The 20931-nt window shown below is 64.4% G+C and carries 16 protein-coding genes and 1 pseudogene; 8 read left to right on the top strand and 9 right to left on the bottom strand.

Annotation, left to right across the window (positions count from 1 at the left end; genetic code table 11):
- Positions 1–12: 12 nt before the first annotated feature.
- The 5 genes and pseudogenes from galT (at position 13) to AC1DGD_RS06535 (ending at position 4136) form a co-directional block, all read left to right on the top strand.
- Complete coding sequence (gene galT / locus AC1DGD_RS06555; protein WP_476856300.1) at positions 13–1167, top strand: galactose-1-phosphate uridylyltransferase; 1155 nt, start codon at positions 13–15, stop codon at positions 1165–1167.
- A complete protein-coding gene (gene galK / locus AC1DGD_RS06550) occupies positions 1164–2336 on the top strand; it encodes a galactokinase (RefSeq protein WP_476856299.1) in 1173 nt (390 codons plus the stop codon). The genes galT and galK overlap by 4 nt, the downstream gene beginning before the upstream one ends.
- Entirely contained in the window at positions 2333–3346 is a 1014-nt protein-coding gene (gene galE, locus AC1DGD_RS06545; protein ID WP_476856298.1) for a UDP-glucose 4-epimerase GalE, read from the top strand. Before galK ends, galE begins: the two co-directional genes overlap by 4 nt.
- A 13-nt stretch (positions 3347–3359) precedes the next feature.
- A pseudogene (locus tag AC1DGD_RS06540) lies at positions 3360–3596 on the top strand (LacI family DNA-binding transcriptional regulator); the annotation flags it as partial.
- Entirely contained in the window at positions 3582–4136 is a 555-nt protein-coding gene (locus AC1DGD_RS06535; protein WP_476856395.1) for a type II 3-dehydroquinate dehydratase, read from the top strand. The pseudogene AC1DGD_RS06540 and the gene AC1DGD_RS06535, both read left to right, overlap by 15 nt.
- 462 nt (positions 4137–4598) lie before the next feature.
- Here the strand turns inward: AC1DGD_RS06535 and pyk are convergent, their stop codons facing one another.
- The 6 genes from pyk to AC1DGD_RS06505 all read right to left on the bottom strand — a co-directional run bounded on the left by pyk (position 4599) and on the right by AC1DGD_RS06505 (position 12129).
- The gene (gene pyk, locus AC1DGD_RS06530) at positions 4599–6104 is read right to left on the bottom strand and encodes a pyruvate kinase (protein ID WP_476856297.1); all 1506 of its coding nucleotides are present in this window, start codon (positions 6102–6104) and stop codon (positions 4599–4601) included.
- Positions 6091–6432 (bottom strand): hypothetical protein, encoded by a 342-nt coding sequence (locus AC1DGD_RS06525; RefSeq protein WP_476856296.1) that lies wholly within the window; start codon positions 6430–6432, stop codon positions 6091–6093. The genes pyk and AC1DGD_RS06525 overlap by 14 nt, the downstream gene beginning before the upstream one ends.
- A gap of 105 nt (positions 6433–6537) precedes the next feature.
- Positions 6538–8757, bottom strand: a complete 2220-nt coding sequence (locus tag AC1DGD_RS06520) for an alpha-galactosidase (RefSeq protein ID WP_476856295.1) — start codon at positions 8755–8757, stop codon at positions 6538–6540.
- Positions 8758–8850: 93 nt separating this feature from the next.
- On the bottom strand, positions 8851–10197 hold the full coding sequence (locus AC1DGD_RS06515; RefSeq protein ID WP_476856294.1) for an ABC transporter substrate-binding protein: 1347 nt from the start codon (positions 10195–10197) through the stop codon (positions 8851–8853).
- 75 nt (positions 10198–10272) lie between these two features.
- Positions 10273–11172 carry a carbohydrate ABC transporter permease gene (locus AC1DGD_RS06510; RefSeq protein ID WP_476856293.1) on the bottom strand — a complete coding sequence of 300 codons (900 nt, stop codon included), beginning with the start codon at positions 11170–11172 and terminating at the stop codon, positions 10273–10275.
- A gap of 12 nt (positions 11173–11184) precedes the next feature.
- The gene (locus tag AC1DGD_RS06505; protein WP_476856292.1) at positions 11185–12129 is read right to left on the bottom strand and encodes a carbohydrate ABC transporter permease; all 945 of its coding nucleotides are present in this window, start codon (positions 12127–12129) and stop codon (positions 11185–11187) included.
- A gap of 189 nt (positions 12130–12318) precedes the next feature.
- On the opposite strand from AC1DGD_RS06505, the gene AC1DGD_RS06500 reads away from it, so the two are divergent.
- From AC1DGD_RS06500 to AC1DGD_RS06490, 3 genes are all read left to right on the top strand, one after another.
- On the top strand, positions 12319–13521 hold the full coding sequence (locus AC1DGD_RS06500) for a Gfo/Idh/MocA family protein (protein ID WP_476856291.1): 1203 nt from the start codon (positions 12319–12321) through the stop codon (positions 13519–13521).
- A gap of 14 nt (positions 13522–13535) precedes the next feature.
- On the top strand, positions 13536–14555 hold the full coding sequence (locus AC1DGD_RS06495; protein ID WP_476856290.1) for a LacI family DNA-binding transcriptional regulator: 1020 nt from the start codon (positions 13536–13538) through the stop codon (positions 14553–14555).
- A gap of 265 nt (positions 14556–14820) precedes the next feature.
- A complete protein-coding gene (locus tag AC1DGD_RS06490; protein WP_476856394.1) occupies positions 14821–15018 on the top strand; it encodes a DUF6480 family protein in 198 nt (65 codons plus the stop codon).
- Between the two features lie 326 nt (positions 15019–15344).
- Here AC1DGD_RS06490 and AC1DGD_RS06485 read toward each other — a convergent pair whose 3' ends face one another.
- From AC1DGD_RS06485 to AC1DGD_RS06475, 3 genes are all read right to left on the bottom strand, one after another.
- Positions 15345–16439, bottom strand: coding sequence for an IS110 family RNA-guided transposase (locus tag AC1DGD_RS06485; protein ID WP_476856289.1), 1095 nt, complete (start codon positions 16437–16439; stop codon positions 15345–15347).
- 372 nt (positions 16440–16811) lie between these two features.
- Complete coding sequence (locus AC1DGD_RS06480) at positions 16812–17774, bottom strand: D-2-hydroxyacid dehydrogenase family protein (RefSeq protein ID WP_476856288.1); 963 nt, start codon at positions 17772–17774, stop codon at positions 16812–16814.
- A 1100-nt stretch (positions 17775–18874) separates the two neighbouring features.
- Positions 18875–20851: an APC family permease gene (locus AC1DGD_RS06475; protein WP_476856287.1), complete on the bottom strand. Its 1977-nt coding sequence runs from the start codon at positions 20849–20851 to the stop codon at positions 18875–18877.
- Positions 20852–20931: the final 80 nt, after the last annotated feature.

Raw genomic sequence — 20931 nt, 5'->3', positions numbered from 1 at the left:
AAGAATTGAACCATGACACGAGCGACGATGACACAGCTGGCTGATGGCCGGGAGATCCTCTACTTTGATGATGTCGGGTCGGCCGCGCGATCGCCGGAATCCCTGGTAGATGGCAGGGATCTGCCCTTACGCCCCGAGCCAGGCCAGTTGCGCTTCGATGCGCTGAGCCGGGAATGGGTGGCCGTAGCCGCGCACCGGCAGACGCGCACGCACCTGCCGCCGGCGGATCAGTGCCCGATCTGTCCGACGACGCCGGCCAACCAAACAGAAATTCCGGCTCCGGACTACGACGTGGCCGTTTTTGAAAACCGCTTTCCCTCCCTGGGCCCGGACACGAGCGAGATGCCATCCACACCGGCCTGGGGGTCCATGACCCCCGCGGTGGGCCGTTGCGAAGTCGTTGCCTTCACCCCTGAGCACACCGGATCCTTCGCCGGCCTGGGTTGGCGCCGCACCCGGACGGTGATCGATGCCTGGGCCCACCGGACAGAGGCCCTCAGCGCACTGCCCGGCATCCAGCAGGTCTTCCCGTTCGAAAACCGGGGCGCGGACATTGGCGTCACCCTGCACCACCCGCACGGGCAGATCTATGCCTACCCCTACGTCACGCCGCGCGCCGCTGCCCTGGCCGCCGCGGCCGGCAAGTTCACCGACACGATGCACGGTACGGCAACACTAACGGCCTCTCTGCTGCAGGCCGAGCGCAGCGACGGCAGCCGCATGGTCCTCGAGGGCGAACACTTCAGCGCCTACGTCCCCTTCGCGGCGCGCTGGCCCCTGGAAGTCCATCTCGTCCCGCACCGCCAGGTTCCGGACCTCGCCGCCCTTGACGGTGCCGAGCGCGACGAGCTGGCGGAGCTGTACCCCGAGCTCCTCAAACGCTTTGACGCCCTGTATCCGACGCCGACCCCCTACATCGCGGCCTGGCACCAGGCTCCGCTGGAGCCCGCCATGCGCCGGGCCGGCCACCTGCACCTGCAGCTGACCTCGCCGCGCCGCGCCGCTGACAAGCTCAAGTACCTGGCCGGCTCCGAGGCGGCCATGGGCGCATTCATCAACGACACCACGCCCGAATCCGTCGCGGCCCGGCTGCGGGACGTCGCCGTCGTCGTGACCGGTGCTGTCCAAGACACGACCACCCTCACCCCGGAAGGCGCGCCCGCATGAACACCGTCGCACGCACTAACACCCAGATCGGCGACCTGACGGCCCGGTTCAAGGAGACCTTCGGAGCGGCCCCGGACGGAATATGGGCCGCCCCCGGCCGGGTCAACCTGATCGGCGAGCACACCGACTACAACGAGGGCTTTGTCCTGCCCTTCGCCATCGACAAGAGGGCCACTACGGCGCTCCGTCTCCGCGACGACTCCACCGTGCGGCTGCTGTCCACCGTCGGCGGCCAGGAGATCGTGACGGCCGATGCGGCCTCACTGGTTCCCGGCAACGTTTCCGGGTGGGCCACATACCCCCTAGGCGTGGTCTGGGCCTTGCAGCAGCTCGGCATCGAGGTTTCCGGCTTTGATCTCCTGCTCGACTCCGACGTGCCGCCCGGCGCCGGACTCTCGTCCTCGCACGCGATCGAGTGCGCCGCCATCACCGCGCTCAACGACCTCACCGGCGCTGGACTTGGGGCCGAGGAGATGGTCCTTCTGACCCAGCACGCGGAAAACGCCTTCGTAGGAGCTCCGACCGGCATCATGGACCAGTCGGCGTCCCTGCGCGGCGCCATCGGGCAGGCCGTCTTCCTCGACTGCAGAAACCAGGCCGTGCAACTGGTCCCGTTCGCAGCCCAGGAGGCCGGACTGGTCCTGCTCGTCATCGACACGAAGGTCGCGCATTCCCACGCCGACGGCGGCTACGCCTCCCGCCGCGCTTCCTGCGAGCTCGGCGCCGAAGTCCTCGGCGTCAAGGCGCTCCGCGACGTCGCCGTCGCCGATCTTGAGCAGGCCCGCAGGCTGCTCGATCCGGTAACGTTCAGGCGGGTCCGGCACATCGTCACCGAGAACGCGCGCGTGGTGCAAACCGTAGACACCCTCCGGAGCCAAGGCCCGGCCCACATCGGCGGCCTGCTTGATGCCAGCCACGCGTCCATGCGGGACGACTTCCAGATCTCCTGCCCGGAACTCGACCTTGCCGTGGACACGGCCTGGGGCCACGGCGCCATCGGCGCGCGCATGACCGGCGGCGGCTTCGGCGGCTCGGCCATCGCCCTGATTCCCGTCGCGCGCGAGCAGCAGGTCCGCGACGCCATCGTCCGCGCCTTCGCCGAGGCAGGATTCACCCGGCCAGACATCTTCACCGTCACGCCCGCCGCGGGAGCAGAACGCATCCGATGAGAATTCTGGTTACCGGCGGGACCGGGTACATCGGCTCACACACGGTGCTGTCCCTGCACGAGGCCGGCCATGACGTGGTGGTGATCGACAACCTCGTGAACTCCAACGAGGAGTCGCTGCGCCGGGTAGCAGAGCTCAGCGGGAAGACCGCCGAATTCCACAACGTTGATCTGGTGGACGAGGCCGCGGTGGAAGTGGTGTTCGCCACCGGCGCGATCGACGCGGTCATCCACTTCGCCGGCCTGAAGGCAGTGGGGGAATCGGTCCGCGAACCCCTGAAGTACTACTACAACAACCTGGTGGGCACCCTGAACCTCATCCGGGTCATGGACCGGCACGACGTCCGGTCGCTCGTGTTCAGCTCATCAGCCACCGTCTACGGGGAGCACAATCCCATCCCCTACGTCGAGAAGATGGAAATCGGCGCCAACAACCCCTACGGCCGGACCAAGGAACAGATCGAGGACATCCTCTCAGATCTGGGTGACGCCGATCCCCGCTGGCACATTGCCCTGCTGCGCTACTTCAACCCGGTCGGTGCGCACCCGTCAGGCCGCATCGGCGAAGACCCGCAAGGCATCCCCAACAACCTGGTTCCCTTCATCGCCCAGGTTGCCGTGGGACGCCGCGAGAGGCTCATGGTCTTCGGCGGCGACTACAACACCGCGGACGGCACATGCCTGCGGGACTACATCCACGTGGTGGACCTCGCCGAAGGACACGTCGCGGCCCTGGACCACATTGCTGCTCGGGCCGGGGTGCGGCGCTGGAACCTCGGCTCCGGCCGGGGCTCGTCGGTGCTGGAAATCCTGCACGCCTTCGAGAAGGCCGCCGGCAAACCGATTCCCTATGAGATCACGGCCCGCCGGCCCGGGGACCTGCCCGCTTTCTGGGCCGATGCCTCCTCGGCCCTGGCCGATCTGGGCTGGTCCACCACCAGGACCGTGGACCAGATGTGTGAGGACCACTGGCGCTGGCAGAAAACCAACCCCCACGGCTACAACGGCTAGGACGGAGAGCCTCATGACCAACCCGGGCAGCCACCCGGCCGGGGCATCGGCAGCGCATTCGGGCCAGTCCCTCCAGGCCACAGGCATCCGGGACGTCGCGGCCGCCGCCGGGGTGTCGACCGCCACCGTCTCGCGGGCCCTGCGCGGGCTTCCCCGCGTCTCACCATCGACCCGACAAAGGATTCTGACCGCCGCAGCCGACCTTGGCTATGTCGCTTCCTCCGCAGCATCGGAGCTGGCACGCGCACGGGGCACCCGGAAGGCCACGCTCCCTGAGCAGCGGCAGCGGGTTGAGCCTCCTACCTCGAACACCGTAAGCCGCCCCCTGACGGGGCCCTTCGATATTTCCGATCACCCGGCGTCACCCGGCCGCGGGACCATCCTCGTTGTCAACGGGCCCCTGACGGGCCCGGGCAAACCCGAGGAGCGCCGGGCGCCCACCCGGGCGGAGATTGAGCAACTCGTCGAGTCGGCTGCGTCTTCACACGGCTTCACCGTCTGCCTGGAGTTTTGCAATGAGGTCCGCCTGGTAGACACTATTCGGGCCGCTACGGGCTCGGTCATCGGGATTGTCATCAACACAGCCAGTCTCAACCCTGCTTCGACAGAACTGCAGTACGCACTGGCCTCGGCACACGTTCCCACTGTCGAAATCGATATCACCAACATCTGCTATCGACAGCAGAGCATCGATACCTCCTCGCCATTCTCCGCGTGTGCCGTCCTGATCTCTGGCGCAGGCATTTACGGCTACAAACTGGCCATCGACTATCTGAGCACAGCCGTGTGACCGCGAAGGGTCATAAGCGGCTCCATCAAGTGACGCCACCGGCCACCGCAGAGCCCGCAGTCGTCATTCCGTTCGTTGAATAGAGAAAGAGAGTTATCAAAAATGGCCATTCAACACCGCATCAGAGAGGTGCAAATTTCAAGCCGCAACCAGCTCGAGGAGCTTCTGAACGCCGCAGAGAGGGATCTGCGGGCGGCCGCCATCTCCACCGGAACACATGGCATCCTGGTAACACGGCGCCGGCCCGATCTTTACGAGCTAGAACTCAGCGATCACGTCCCATACGGTCTCACGCATGAAAGAGAGTCCGGGCACTAGGGGTGACAGGGCATAGGTCCAGGGGCGAGATACGTCCGGGCATCGCTGCCGCAAGCAGCGGAACGCCAAACAAGCGAACCCCGTGAAGGGAGGATCCCCGCCAGCCGGCGGGGATCCTCCCTTTTTGCCCTCAAGCGCTAAGAACTAGGGCTGGACCCGGTTCTTCTTCTTCTTCTTTTCCGGCCACGGGCCGAGCTTGTCCTTGGTCACGGTGGCTGCACCGTGACTGCCGGCGTCGGCGAGGTCGCCCACCTTGTGGACCTTCAGCAGGTTCGTGGAACCGGCCTTTCCGGGAGGCGAACCGGCGGCGATAACCACCATGTCCCCGTCCTCCACCAGATCCATTTCCAGCAGGCTGCGGTCAACCTGGGCGGTCATCTCGTCGGTGTGGCCCACCATGGGGACCAGGACCGGCTGGATGCCCCAGGTCAGCGCGAGCTGGTTCCAGACGTGCTCCACAGGGGTGAAGGCGAAAACCGGCCCGATCGGGCGCAGCCGCGAGAGGCGGCGGGCCGAGTCACCGGACTGGGTGAAGGTACAGATGTACTTCGCTTCCAGCTGGTCGGCGATCTCCACGGCGGCACGGGTGATGGCGCCGCCGCGGGTCTTGGGCTTGGTGCCCAGCGGGGGGACGCGCTCGAGGCCGTGGACCTCGGTGGACTCGATGATCCGGGCCATGACCTTGACCGTCTCGATCGGGTACTTGCCCACGCTGGTCTCACCGGAGAGCATCACCGCGTCGGCACCGTCGAGCACCGCGTTGGCGCAGTCGGAAGCCTCGGCGCGGGTCGGGCGCGGGTTGTCGATCATGGATTCCAGGACCTGTGTGGCCACGATGACCGGCTTGGCCCAACGGCGGGCCAGTTCAACGGCGCGCTTCTGGACAATCGGCACTTCCTCCAACGGAAGCTCAACGCCAAGGTCGCCACGGGCCACCATGATGGCGTCGAAGGCGTCGATGATCTCGGGCAGCTGCTCCACGGCCTGCGGCTTCTCGATCTTGGCGATCACCGGCACGCGGCGACCTTCCTCGTCCATGATCTCGTGCACGCGCTTGATGTCCGAGGCATCCCGGACGAAGGAGAGGGCAACCATGTCCACGCCGCGGCGCATGGCCCAGCGCAGATCGTCCTCATCCTTCTCGCTCAGCGCCGGCACGTTGACGGCCACGCCGGGCAGGTTAATGCCCTTGTTGTTCGACACCCAGCCGCCGACGATCACCTGGGCGACCACCTTGATGGCGTCGACCTCGATGGCGCGCAGGGCGACCTTGCCGTCGTCGATCAGCAGGGCGTCGCCCGCCTGGACGTCTTCAGTGAGGCTCTTGAGCGTCGTGGAGCAGATGTCCTTGGTGCCCGGAACGTCCTCGGTAGTGATCGTGAACCTGTCACCGACCTCCAGAAGGTGCGGTCCGTCGACAAAGCGGCCCAGCCGGATCTTCGGCCCCTGCAAGTCAGCCATGATGGCCACGGCCTTGCCGAGCTGCCCGGCAGCCTTGCGGACGTTCTCGTAAGTGTTGTCGTGCACAGAGTAATCACCGTGGCTCATGTTCATGCGTGCCACGTCGACGCCGGCTTCCAGCACGGCAAGCGTGTTCTCGAAGCTTGCGATTGCCGGTCCGAACGTGGCCACGATTTTAGCGCGTCTCATATACCTGTCCCTGTCTTGCATGGTTGGGGTTGTAGCGGATGCCGAGGGGTGCCACTGAGGATTCGGCTCTCACGACCCGCGAGTAGGGCGGATTTGGCGGGGATGAATGCGAAGGCCGGTTCGCCGAGGCCAGGGCCTTCAGGTCCAGCAGCTGCGCCGCCCTGCCGCCCGAGACCGATTTCCGATTGCGGATGAGAGCCGGAATGGCGGCCGTCGTCGTTCTTCCAGTGCCGTGCGCCAGGTTGTCGATCACCACCACGTGGTGGCCGGCCTCGTGCCAGGACAGCGCGGTGTGCGAGCCGGCGTACCAGGTCGCGCCGGTAAGCAAATTCTCATCTGTCCTCCTCTGCCCGGGCAGAGACTGCCCCGACGTCCCGTCCAGTCCTGGAGCCGGGAAACGCCGGGGCAGTCTGCGATTTGGTTTTGTCGACGGCTAGAGCGCCGTGAACTTCAGCAACAGGGCGTGTTCCGGGTTGAGGACCGGCATGGGGAGTCCGACCTCGGCAAGGAAGCTGCCGCTGGTTTCGGCTCCCGAGGCCAGCCATGCCGGCGGCTGGGCCTGCGTGAAGGTGTGCGCGTAATCGGCGTCGCCGAGTGCCGGGAAGATCGCCTCAACCCGGTAGGTACGCCCGCCCTCCAGGCCAGGGACTGTGATCCGGCCGGGCTGTTCGGCGGATGATGTCCGCGTGCACACGAGGGCGAACAGTGCCGCCGTCGCACCGGATGCAACGGTGCCGGCTGAGACGTTGTCTCCCGCGGAGGTGTCGGCAACAACACCGTGCAGCATCAGCGATTCGTCGGGGACATCCGCGCGGACCATCCGGCCGCTGTGGATGAGCTCCCGGTGTTCCTTGTAGAGGCCGATGAAGCGTTTGAGTTCCTCACGCTCGGCGCCCTTCAGCTGCCGGACGTCCCATTCCATCCCGAAGTGGCCGAACAGCGCTGTGATGGCGCGGAAGGACAGATCGTGCGTGCGGGCGGTGGTGTGGGAGGTCGTGGGGCCGACGTGGCCGCCCACGAGTTCCGGCGGAACCACCAGACCGGTCCAGCGTTGAATGGTCTGGCGTTCCAGGGCGTCGTTGCAGTCTGAGGCCCAGATCCGGTCGGTGCGTTCCAGAATGCCAAGGTCCACCCGGGCGCCTCCCGAGGAGCAGCTTTCAATCTCAACGCCGGGATGGGCCTTGCGGAGTTCATCGAACAGCCGGTAGGCGGCCAAGGTCTGCCCGTGCACCGAGGAGCGGCCGGCGTGCCCGTGCTCCAGCAGGTCCCGGTTTTGGTCCCATTTAAGGTAGCTGATGTTATTTTCGCGCAGCAGGGCATCCATGCGGTCGTAGATGTACTGCCAGGCATCGGGGTTGACGAGGTCGATGATCTGTTGGTTCCGCCACTCCAGCGGCAGGCGTCCTCCGTCCTTGTAGTTCTGGACTGAGGGGCCCACGATCCAGTCCGGGTGCGCCCGGACGATGTCCGAATCGAGGTTGATCATTTCGGGTTCCACCCACAGCCCGAATTCCATGCCGCGGGAGGTAACGGCCTCGATCAGCGGCGTGAGCCCGTCGGGCCAGAGTGTTTCGTCCACGTACCAGTCGCCCAGGCCGGCGTGGTCGTCGCGGCGGCCGCGGAACCAGCCGTCATCCAGGACGAAGCGCTCTACGCCCAATTCGGCCGCGGAATCGGCCAGTTCGATCAGGGTGGGCAGGTCGTGGTCGAAGTAGACGGCCTCCCACGTGTTGAGGACCACGGGGCGCGGCTTTCCGGCGGGCAGGCCGGTGGCTGCGGCCGGCAGCACGTGGTGCGGACGGGACCGGAACCAGCTGTAGAACGCCTCGCTGATGCCGTCCAGGCCGCGTCCTGAGTAGGCGGAGAAGAGCGCCGGCGTGGTGTAGCTGGCGCCGGGTGCGAGGATGACTTCGGCGGGACCGAGGAGCTCGGAGCCGCCGATCATGGTGCGGCCGTCGCCGATGCTGTCCGCGAACTGCTCGTGGTTGCCGCTCCAGGCCAGGTGCGTCGCCCAGACCTGCCCGTGGCGGTTGCCGAAGCCGGCAGTGCCGGCGGCGAAAAGCAGCGAGGAGTCGTGCCCGGTGCGGCCGTGCCGGCCGGTGCGGACCCAGGTGCCCTGCTGGATGGGGCGGCGCTGCGGGTGGCGTTCCCGGCACCAGCGCCCGGTCAGGTCAAGGAGTTCGACGGCGGCCGGGGCCACAGGAAGCACAGTGGCCAGTTCGTCGAGCTGATAAGGCGTGGTGCCGTCATTGGTGACGGTGTGGCGCAGCTCCAGCAGACCGCCGTCATGCAGCGTCAGGGCGGAGGAGACGGTGAGGCCGGCGTCGGGATCAGACTGGACGATGGCAGCCGAGTTCTCCCCGGTGCTCGCTGCGGCGACCCGGAGGCGGGCTGAGAAGTCCAGGCCGGAGACGCCGTCGGCAATCCGGTGTCCGCGCAGCGCAGGCCGGCCGCGCCAGGCGGACGAGGCCTGTGGCAGCAGGCCTGCGGGAACGATGGTGTCGATCGACGACGGCGGGATAGCGGCTGTGAGGATAGCGAGGTCCGGCAGCGTGCTGCCAAGATCCGCGCCCCAGTGGACGACCTCAGCTTCCCCGCTGTCGAAGCTGATCACCAGGCTGGTTCCGGCGGAACGGAGGTGGAGCGGGTCCATAAATAGTGTCCTTCTGGGGTGTGGAAGTAAGGGGTTGGGCTGCGCGCCGCGGGAAGATGACGCCCGCGGCGCGCAGGGGGTATAGCGGAGCGCCTACTTGAAGAGGGCGTTGACCTTGTCGTTGGCCTCGCTCAGGGTGCTGGCGTCCTTCTTGCCGGACAGCACAGCGTCCATGGCGGGGCCCATGAGTCCGTCGACCTTCGCCGCGTTCTCCGTAATGGGGAAGAGGAAGGTCGTGTTGTCTTTGACCTGAGTGGTGAAGGCGCTGACGTCGATGCCCTTGGCCTTGAATGCTGCCGCGGCCTTCTCGGAAGAGGACTTGATGGCGGGGAAGACGACGGCCTTGGAGGCCACGACGTCCTGGCAGGCGCTGGAGGCCAGGTACTCGACCCACTTCAACGAGGCCGCCGGGTTCTTGGTGCCGGCGTAGACGGAGTCGGCCAGGCCGTTGAACATGCTGGCGCGCTTGCCGTCGGGTCCCGTGGGGGTGGGGGCGATGCCGGTTTCGATGCCCTTGTAGCTGGTGTACTGACCGATCATCCAGGAGCCGTTGGTGTTGATGGCGGCCTTCCCTGCGCCGAAGGCATCAGCAACGCTGGCGCCCACGGTGGTCTCAAGCTTTGGCATGTAGCCCTTGTCGGCCAGCCCCTTCCACCACTGGATGGTCTCCTGGAACTTGGGATCGTCGTAGTTGAACTTGGTTCCCCACGGGTTCTTGTCCGTGTGGGTCCAGCCGGTGGTGCCGGTGAGGAAGCTCCACTGGGTCTGGCCCTGGCCGTTGCCGGAATTTTCCAGGCCCAGCCCGTAGACGGCAACGTTGTTCTTGTCGAAGCCGGGCTCGTCGCCGCGCTTGCCGCTCTTATCCACGGTCAGGTGGGCGATGGCCTTCTCGTAGCTGCCGCCGTCCTGGGGGTTCCAATCCAGCTTTCCGAGCTGTTCCTCCGTGTAGCCGGCATCCTTGACGAGCTTCTTGTTATAGAACATGGCCACGGTGTCCCAGTCCTTGGGAAGGCCGTAGCGCTTACCGTCCTGGCCCACCCAGAGATCAGCGAGTCCGTTGTTGTACACGTCCAGTTTGACCCCGTCTTTCTTGACGGCGTCATCGAGGGATAGGAGCTGCTTCTTGGCGGCGAATTCGGGGTACTTGGACAGGTGGTCGGCGAAGACGTCCGGGGCGTTTCCGGCCACGAAGCCGTTGGTCAGGGTGGTCCAGTAGTCGCCCCAGCCGCGCTGGGTGATTTTGACTTTGATGTCCGGGTTGGCCTTGGTGAAGTCCGCGGCGCACTGCTGGTACGCGGGGAGCTGATTGGCGTCCCACATCCAATAGTTGATTTCGCCCTTGGCCTCACCGGCGGTGGCGGAGGTGGATCCGCCGCCGCAGGCGGAGAGGGAGATGGCGATGGCTGCGGCGGCAGCAACGGCGCCGAGGGTTTTCTTCATGATGGACCTTTCGGATAGGGCATGAGGTTTGCCCGGAGTGGAGTGGAGGGAGGGGTAAGTGGCTGGGGGAGCGGTCTATTTGATGCCGGAGAATCCGATGGAGTTGACCACTTTTTTGCCGAAGGCAAGGAACAGGATGAGGATGGGCACTGCCGCAACGATGGTGGCGGCCATGAGTCCGGACCAGTCCGGGGCGCCTTGGGGGGACTGGGATTTGAAGACGCTCAGGCCCACGGTGAGGACGCGGACGTTTTCGTCATTGCCGACCAGCAGTGGCCAGAAGTATTCGTTCCATTGGCCGATGAAGGTCAGCAGCGCGAGGGTGGCCATGGGTGCGGCAGCGTTGGGCAGGACGATCTGGAAGAAGATGCGCAGGTGCTTGGCTCCGTCGAGCATGGCTGCCTCTTCCACCTCACGGGACATACTCAGGAAGAACTGCCGCAGGAAGAAGATGGCGAACGCGGACATGAACAGAAAGGGCAGTGTTAGTCCGGCGAACGTGTTCAGCAGTCCCAGGTTCTTGATGAGGAGGAAGTTGGGCAGGGCGGTGAAGATCCCCGGAATCATCATGGTGGCCAGGAACACGGAGAAGACCTTGTCCCGTCCGGGCCAGCGGAGCCGGGCGAAGGCATAGGCGGCAAGTGCGCTGAAAAAGACCTGGGCTGCGGTAGTGACGGTGGAAAAAATTATCGAGTTTCGCAGGTACAGCCAGAAATCTATGGCGGCACCGGAACCTCCGTCGGCGAGGGCCTCCTCGGTGGACTGCATTCCAAAAACACGCTTGAACGCGCCCCAGGAGAAGTCTGCCGGCAGGAGATTCCCGGAGTTTGAGGCCAGCGAGTGGTTGCTGGAGAGGGCCGTGCGGAGCATCCAGAGGAACGGGAAGATGGTGACGGCCAGCGCGAGGGCGATGATGGCCCACGCGCCGATGCGGTGCCAGTTGAGGGCTTTGCGGGTGGGTGTATGAGTGGTCATGGCAGGGGTTCCTTAGTCCAGATCCGTTTCGCTGCCCTTGAGGAACTTCATCTGGATGAAGGCCACGAGTGCGAGGATCACGAAGAGAATGACGGACAGGGCGGAGGCATACCCGAAGTCCGATTCGCCGAAGGCTTTTTGGTAGATGTACATCTGGATGACGCGGGTGGCGTTGACCGGACCGCCGCCGGTGGTGACCGCGACGGTGTCGAAGACCTGGAAGGATCCGATGACGGTGACCACCAGAACAAGTGCCAGGACCGGGCGCAGCAGCGGCATGGTGATGCTCCAGAACGTCCTGGTGGGCGACGCTCCGTCCAGGGCGGCCACTTCGTAGACATGGTGGGGTATGGCCTGGAGGCCGGCGAAGATGAGCAGGGCGGTGTAGCCCATGTGGCGCCAGACGTTGACGAAGGCGATGGTGGGGATGGCCCACTGTTCACTGCCGAAGAAGGCGATTCGGGGGAGTCCCATCCAGCTGATGATCTCGTTGACGATGCCGATCTGGTAGTCGAGCATCCAGAACCACAACAGGGCGACAATCACGTTGGCCACCAGGAACGGGAGCAGCAGGGCTCCGCGGATGAACGTGGATTTGGCCACCCGGTGCATCAGCAGCGCCAGGCCGAGGGCGATGACGGTCTGGAAGACGATGTTGATGGCGACGTACTGGACGGTCACCGCCAGAGCGTTCCAGAACAGCTCGTCCTGGAAGATCGCCGTGTAGTTCTTGATTCCGATCCACTCGGGCTCACCCAGGAGGCTGTACTCGGTGAAGCTCAGGTAGACGCCGCGGATAGTCGGGACCAGACAAAAGACAATGAGGCCGATCATCGCCGGGAGGATGAACAGCAGCGCGACTCTCAGGTCGCGCAGTTTGGCCATGCCACGGACCCGGCTGGGTCGCTGCGGCGCTTTATGCGCTGCGGCGGGTGGGTGCTTGGTAAGGGTGGTCATCGTCGACCCTTCCTGAAGATGTGATGTGACTAACAATCGCCACTGAATCTACACGGGTAGAAGTCGACTGGCAACCCCGCCTCCTAATATTTAAAGCAAAGTTCGTGCTGTCGATGCTGGATATTGACGCGAGTAGATATCTGCGGGAAGATCTCAAGAACAGCTGAATCCGTGTAGAGAAGAGAAACAATGACGTTTTCCATTGGAGTAGTGGGTGCCGGTCAGTTCGGTGGCCAGTTCGCGCACCTGTTCAATCTGCACCCGGGGGTGAGCGAAGTTTTCGTCGTGGACGAGCGGCCCGAGCGGGCCGCCGAAGTGATCGAGCGGCATGGCCTTGCCGGGGCGAAAGACAGTTTCGAGGACCTCTTGGAGTCAGACGTCGACGCCGTCGCCATCTTCACCCAACGGTGGACCCACGGCCCCCTCGTCGTGCAGGCCCTCCGGGCCGGTAAGCACGTCTACTCGGCGGTGCCCATGGCGGTCTCCGAGGACGAAATTGCCCGCATCATCAATGCTGTCCGGGAAACCCGGAACGTCTACATGATGGGGGAGACCAGCTATTACAATCCCGCCACCGTATATGCCCGGAAGCAGCATGCCGCCGGCAAATTCGGCCGGGTCTTCTACGCCGAGGGTGACTATGTCCACGACATGGATCTCGGCTTCTACGACGCCTATCAGCACAGCGGAGGTGAGCGCTGGAAGGAAACAGCGAGCTACCCTCCCATGCTTTACCCGACCCATGCGATCGGCGGAGTCCTTGGCGCCATCCCCGCCCACGCAATCAGCGTCAGCTGCGTCGGGGTGAAGGACGACCGCAACGACGGCGTCTTCGACAAGGACATCAGCATGTTCGACAACGACTTTTCCAACGCCACGGCCCTCTTCGAACTGAATGACGGCGGCGCGATGCGGACCAACGAGATGCGCCGCGTGGGTTACCCGTCCCACATCAGGGAGTCCCGATTCAGGTTCTTTGGCACAGAGGCCAGCTTTGAACAGCTGGCCACGGTCACCGTGTGGCAGGACAAGGCCAACGTCCACGACATTTCGGCACAGATGGAGTCCAGCCCCAGCATGTCCGTCGATGACCCCTCACTGGCAAACGTGGCGCCCGAGCTCCGCGACGCCTTCGTGTCTGGCCTTGCGCCCGTCCACGACAGCAGCCGTCTCCCGGAGGAATTCCGGGGAGCCCCGAACGGGCACGAGGGCAGCCACCACTTCCTCGTTGACGACTTCGTCACTGCGGTCAATGACCGCGCGCTTCCGGCGGTCAACGCCTGGACCGCGGCGCGGTTCACCCTGCCCGGAATCGTGGCCCACGAATCGGCCCTCAACAACGGTGAACGCCTGCCCATTCGGGACTTCGGCGATGCCCCGGCCTCCCTCTAGCTAGCATGGACCTCATGACTACCTCCGCAGTGCCCGCCCCGCGTACCCAGGTGACCCGCAAGGACGTCGCCCGGTTCGCCGGGGTGAGCACCGCCGTCGTCAGCTATGTCGTCAACAAAGGTCCCAAAAAGGTCGCCCCAGCCACGGAAGCCAAGGTTCAGGAAGCCATCCGCCTCCTGGGGTACCGGCCCAACGCCGCAGCGCGGGCGTTGAAGCTGGGCTCGACCGAGACGATCGGCCTCATCATCCCGGACAACAGCAACCCGTTCTTCGCTTCCCTGGCCCGCGCCGTGGAGGACGCGGCGGCAGAACTCGGCTACGCCCTGCTCCTGACGAACTCTGACGGGAACCTCACCAAGGAACGACGGAATATCCGCAACCTCGCCGCGCGCCAGGTGGACGGCGTGATCTTGTCCAGCGTCCTGTTCGAGCCAGATCTCGCGGAGCTGGAATCGGACGAAATCCCTGCAGTGCTGCTGGACCACGATGCCGAAACACCCGGTTTCAACAGCATGGGCGTGGACAGGGTGGCGGCAGCAAAATCCGCCGTGGACCATCTCATCGGCCACGGGCATACGAACATCGCCTTGGCCATGGGCACGAACACCGGTAATTTTCTTGACGGACGTGAACAGGGCTGGCTGCAGGCCCTTGCCGAGGCTGGGCTGCCAGAAGGACCCATCGTACGCAGCTTTTTCACTCGCGACGGCGGCTACATCGCCGGCCAGCGGCTGCTGGCCTCTGCCAATAGGCCGACCGCAATCTTCGCCAGCTCGGACATGCAGGCCATTGGCATCCTTCGTGCACTCCGGGAAGCCGGCCTATCAGTGCCCGAGGACATGGCCCTGGCCTCATTCGACGGTTCCGCGGAGGCTGAGTACAGCTGGCCGGCACTGACCACCGTGGAACAACCAGCGCGGGCCATGGCCGAAGCCGCCGTCGCAGCACTTATCGGAGCCCGACGCGGAGAGAAGCCGGAACACCGGACCTTCCCCACCCACCTGCGCATCCGAAACTCCTGCGGCTGCCACTGACGCATACCGCGATCGGAGGACACAGCTTGACGTAATCACGGCTATCGGCGGCGTGAGCGGACTCCAGATGAGCAGGGCGGTGAATGAGCTGATCTGGCTAAGGATCAGCAAATCAGGTCCCGGGGTGGGCGAGGACCAAGCCCAGAATCGAGGCCCGCGCAGCCTGGGCCAGACCACCGCCGCCCGTTACCCTGATCAAAGCATCAGGACTGCGACCAAGGGAGTGAACGTGTCAGGAAGCAATCCCGACCCGTATTAGGACAAGATCACTGGTTTGGAGCCGGGAGGCGGAGTGCCACCAGGCGAGACCCCTCTGGGCGAAGCCTCGACGGCCGGGCCGCAGGGTCACGATGAGAACGGCACGACGAAGGGTACCCAGATTCTCTGGATGGCCGGGATCGCGGCAGTGGTCCTGTTGTCGCTGCTGTACTTTGTCGGTTACATCGTGGGATTGCTCGACTGATATGTAGTGATCGTTTGTCAAGGGCGTGGGGAAGCGGTCCCGGGTTGGGTTGCCCGGGACCGCTTCTCATTTTGCTTGCCGGTGTGTCTGGCGGGGGTGGTCAGCGTGTCAATGGCGACGGCGCGGTCAGACTGATATGCGCGGGTTGGTTACCGCAGGACGAAGTGTTCGGCTGGAGGTTACCGCTGGTCTAGCTATGTCGGGCATGGCCGTTTCCGGCTGCCCATAGTCGAATCGCGGGTTTACTCCACGCGCTGCAAGAAACCGCTCCGCAGGGACGTTCCGGCAGTCCGTGCCCGGGCTGGCCGAGCGCGGAATCTAGTTGGTTATTGGCTGGGCTGGTCCGTTCTGGAAGCCAGAGACCAGCACCAGCCGGCGAGCTCCCGGGCGATGGCGACGTTCGCGATGACGGGTCGTTTGCGGCGTTCGAGATAACTGATCCAGCGGTTGTGGAGGCGCCGGTTGCCGGCATGACCCCGGGCCCTGGCATCCGGGCTGGCCATTTCCCATCGGGACCGCATCAGGTGGGATGGATGGTCGTATGGTCTGCGGTGGTGCCAGGCCGCCTCGACGAGGAGCCGGCGCGCGTGGGTGTTGCCGGTTTTCGTGATCGAGCCTTGGGACCGGGATGCCCCGGAGGAATGCTCGGTCGGGACCAGGCCCAGATATGCGCCGATCGTGGAGCCGGTGAACCGGTTCCAGTCGCCTATTTCCAAGGCGAGACCGAACGCGGTCAGGGTCGAGATCCCGCGCAGGCACTCCAGCGACCGGACGACGGGCGTGTATTCGCTCCGGTAGGCCATTGTTGTGATGGCCTCGTCGAGGCGGTCGCGCCGGTCCAGGATCTCGTGCATTGCCTCCAGAGAGGATGCGTAGGTCAGTTGCAGGGCCGGGGCATCGAAGCGTTGTTGGGCCAGCCAGAGTTCGTGGGTGCCGGTCCAAGCCCTCCCTCCGGAATACACGATGCCCTGACGCAACAGGAGCTTGGAGATCCGGTGCCGGGAACGCATCAGATCCCCGCGGGCATCTTCCCGGGCCCGGACCAGGTCCCGGGCCGCCTCCTGATCCGCAGCGGGGACCCTGATCGCGGTGATCTCGCCCAGTTTCAGCAGCCGGGCCAGATGCAGCGCATCCTTCGCGTCCGTCTTAACCCGGTCACCGGACGGACGCTGGAGTTTCGACGGGGCCGCGACGAGCGTGTCGATCCCGGCGGCCAGCAGAAACCGGGCCAGCCCGAAACCCGTCGGGCCGGCCTCGTAGACGACCCGCACCGGGGCCGGAAGAGACACGATCCAGGCAAGAATCTCAGCATAATCCGGAGTCAACCGGTGCGGAATGATCTCGCCGGTCTGCGCGTCCAGAGCGCATCCGGCAACAGAACGGGCATGGACATCCAGGCCGACGCTTGTACGCTCGAACATAGCTGGAACCTCCAATTTCAAATGTGGCTCTACCTGTCCGCCAAGTCTGGCAGGCAACCCACGTCCCGCTTTGAAAAGGAGGTTCCAGCCCGAAAAACCCGGCTACCTCATATCGTCTAGCGCGCCCTCGTGGCTGCCGGATCGATCCCGGACAGATCACCCCAGCACCTTGAAAACGCCGATAATGGACCTTTCGTCTGCCACATGGAGGCAGTGGAGAGTCCAGAGAGGCATCTTTAGCCGCTATCAGCAGTCTCTGCCTGTGGGGGAGTGGCGCGCCGGACAGCTCGTGGTGCGGACAACGGGCAATTTGCGCGCCGAGACTCTTACCCGTACTCACCCGTCATGGGTTACGTCACACCTACGTCAGCGCTACCTGTTTAGTGTCCTGATCGGCGCGTCCGCCAACCACGCCTTCACGTCCTCGAAGGCCCCTCCGTAGAACTGCCGGTAGCTTTCGTGCGTGACGTAGCCGATGTGCGGCGAGAGCAGGGCCCGCGGTGAATGCAGCAAGGCGTGCCCGGCGGGAAGGGGCTCCTGGTCGAACACATCCAACGCGGCACCCCGGATCCAGCCCTCCTCCAGCGCGCGGATGAGCGTCGCTTCGTCTACTAGCGGACCGCGCGCGGTATTGACCAGCACGCCGTCGGGACCAAGAAGCCTGAGTTCGTCCTCGCCGACAGTCCCCTCGGTCCGCTCGGATAGCCGCAAATGCAGGGTGACGACGTCGGACTCCCGGAACAGCTCGTCCTTGCTGACCTTTCGCGCGCCGGCAGCTGCGGCCGCCTCTGCCGTGAGGTTCTGGCTCCACGCCAGGATGTCCATGCCGAAGGCCTTGGCGTAGCCCGCGATCCGCTGCCCGATCTTGCCGAGGCCGACGATTCCTAGTGTCTTGCCTTCTAGTTCAAATCCGACGGCGGTCTGCCAGTCGCCTGCCCTCAGCGAGTTCTCCTCCACAACTAGGTTGCGGGCAAAGGCCAGAAGCAACGCCCACGTCAGCTCGGGTGCGGCAGCCGGCGAGCCGCCCGTTCCGCACACCAACACGCCGCGCTCAGAAGCTGCCTCAATATCGATGGCTGCATTCGCAGCACCCGTGGTGACCAGGAGCTTCAGGTTCGGCAGCAATTTCAGGACCCGCCGCGGGAACCGTGTGCGTTCGCGCATGGCCACCACGATGTCGAAGGATGCCAGCGCCGCCGCCGCCTGCTCCTCCGACACGAACGGTGCGCTGAACACCGAGACCTTCACCCCGTCGTCGAGCAGTGAATCCCACGGGGCGTAAGCCCCGGAGATCTGCTGGTAGTCGTCAAGGATGGCCAAACGGAATCGAGTCACGTCATTCCCTTCCCAGGAAGTCTCGCTGCCGGTACTCAAAGGCTCAATGCCTGTTCGTAGGCGTGCAGCTTTACAAAACAATGGCACAAGACTTGCCGACACATCGAACCCAAGTACAGCCGATCCGGGCCGCCCGAGGGGAATGTCTTCGGGGGTCCATAGAATAGGGATCGTTTCAGCAGCGGATGCCCTGCACGAGTGGTGTGGGGTATCCGCCCTGAGACTGCTTGGCCAATTTTTCGCAGGCGACGCCGTCTTTGTCGCCGGCGGCCTTGGCCGCGGCGCAGTTGGCGTAGTAGGCGGCGGCTGGTGCTGCAGTGCGCGAGCGGGTGCAGCAGGTGGCGGGGCAGCGGGGGCCGGGGCAGCGGGGGCCGGGGCAGGAACCACTCTGCCTGCACCGGGGCGGCCGGGGCAGGGTCCGCCACGGCTACCTGAGCGGTTTCGGGCCTGGCCGGTGCCTTTTCGTTGGTGGGGGCGGTCTGGCCGGGGCAGTGGCCCAGGTGCAGAGGGCATAATTCCCTGTCCTGCCGCCGTGAATATCGGCCGACCCGAGTGTAAATTGTTTCGCAGGCTGAGGGGACAAAGATTTACGACGCCCTGCCGTCTTGAAACCTGTGTTGCAGGCCGTCGGACGATGGGTGTCGTCACTGTCTGTTACCCAGGGATATTCCGTCTCGTCTGACTGATGATCAAGTGGGGCCCTATCCCGTGCCCTATCTGCCGGTCTCTTGGGTTTCACCGAATGGCACGCTCGGGTCAATCGCAGCTGTGTACGAACCATCGTTGTGGCGAGTGACGAGAATGCCCCATTTATGCTCCATGGCGATGTGGACCAGGTTGTTGACTGCGTCGGTGAGCCTCCCTTGTAGCTGGGAAGCGTCAGAAATCTCGATCTGGACGGCGTGAGCGTGGTTAGTTATCGACATGAGTTACTCCGAGAAGTTCTATAGAGGGCATGAGAGTTATGGTCTTCTGCCGCAGTGATCAGTTTGAATGCCTTACGAAGGAACCAGCAGCTGTGGTTTACAGGCTGTTGGTGGGTGGTCATAGCGCTTGCTTGCCTGAGAAACGGCGCTCCGCTCCGGACAACGTTCAGCCCGTCAGCCAACATGCACCCAGGGTCGTTGGGTGACGTCAGGCTCGGCTTCGCGCAGCACCTCGCGGGTGACCGGTGCGATTTCGCCTTCTCCCAGGAACAGAAAGCGCAGCAGGTTCGTAAGGGGGTTGCCTTCAGTCCAGCGGAAGTAGATGTGCGGCATCAGCCCTGTCATGTCACGGATGTGCAGCAGTACCGAAGCGATCGTGTTAGGCACAACTGGCCCATGGACTTCCAAGATCCGGTAGCCGTGCCGGATCACACCCCGGACCTCCAGGTCCGTCTCAAAGTCAGATGAATCATCCACGATCACTTCCAGAAACACGGTCTCGTAGTCCACCGGCAGATGGCTGACCTCGGCCGCGGAGGTTAGTTTGTCCCGATACGCGTTCGCGCTCAGGCGCAGCGGTTCATGGGAAATGATCGCCAGTGGTCCGCCCCTCGCCTCAGACAGGAACTCCTGCGCCTGCCTGTCCATGTGGACGTGTGTCGCGTGCAGTTCGAAGGAACGTCGGACCCGAGAGAGGAACGAGATCACGATGATCCCCAGGATGAACACGGCGGCGATCCTGATGCCTTCGGGGCGCTCGAAGATGTTCGCGATCGTAGTGTAGATGAACACCACAGCGATAACCCCGAAGCCGACGGTGCGTTTACGCTGGCCTTGTCGACGGGCAGACAAGGTCACGGCAACCGCAGCAGACGTCATCAGGACCAGTACACCGGTTGCATACGCACCGCCCTGCGCGTCTACATCGGCCCCGAAGAGGAATGTGATCAGGAACCCGATTAGAGTGAATACGAGCACCAGAGGCCGGACTGCCCTGGCCCATCCCGGAGCCATGCCGTATCGGGGCAGGTACCTCGGGACCAGGTTCAGCAGTCCGGCCATGGCGGAGGCTCCGGCGAACCAGAGGATGGCGATAGTGCTCAAGTCGTAGACGGTACCGAATCCGTTTCCCAAATATTCATGGGCAAGGAACGCCAGAGCGCGCCCGTTGGCCTGGCCGCCGGGTTGGAACTCCTGAGCCGGGATGAGAACTACGGTGATGAAGCTGGTGGTGATTAGGAACGCACTCATGATCACAGCGGCAGTTGTGAGCAGCCTGCGGGCGCCTTTGATTCGGCACGCGGGGTTGTCTTCGGTGTCGCTTTCGTGGCCTTGAATCTGGGGCATGACCGCTACTCCGGTTTCGAAGCCTGAAAGGCCCAGTGCCAGTTTGGGAAAGACCAACAGGGCGATGCCGGCTGCCATGAGCGGGTCGCCTTGGGATGTGGACAGAATGCGCCACCAATCGCCCACTGCCACTGGGTGGGTGAACACCTCAATGAGTGTCGCGACCACCACCACGACGTTCAGACAGAGGTACAGGGCTACTATGACGACTGCTAAGCCGATGGCTTCCTCGAAGCCGCGCAGGAACACTGCGGCCAAGAGGGCGAGCATGAACAGTGTGATGGATACTTCCTGGCCCTGGAGCCAGCCGGCAGCCATTGGGTTTTGAATCATGTGCGCTGTCGCGTCCGCGGCAGAGAGCGTCATGGTGATCATGAAGTCAGTCGCGGCGAAGCCGAGCAGGATCAGGACGAAGAGTTTGCCGCCCCAGCGCGGCATCAGGCGCTCGAGCATGGCAATGGAGCCTTCACCTCGAGGGCTTTCCCCGGCGACCCGGCGGTACACAGGCAGCGCCCCCAGCAGTGTGACGGCCACCAGCACCAGCGTGGCAAGGGGGGCGATCGCCCCGGCAGCCAAGGCGGCGATCGCCGGCTGATAACCCAGGGTCGAAAAGTAGTCGACACCGGTCAGGCACATCACCTGCCACCAGGAGTGCTTCTTCAAATGTGCTGAAGTGACAGCTCCAGGCCCCTGATGGGAACCTTTGCTGTCCTGCAAACCAAACAGCATCCAGTTCCGCAGGGCCTCATTGCCTCCCGGTTTGCGTTCCGCTGGCTCTGCCCGCGGCCTGCTCAACGTAGTCATGTATCCCTTTCCCGCGCGGCACACCGCACCGCTATCAAGCGTGACAGGGTCGTGGAGCCCTGGCAGGCAGCATCGGAGTG

This window comes from Arthrobacter sp. 05T45 (assembly GCF_056395875.1).
The sequence above is the reverse complement of the archived record's forward strand: the minus strand, read 5'-3'. Positions and strand labels throughout refer to the sequence as shown.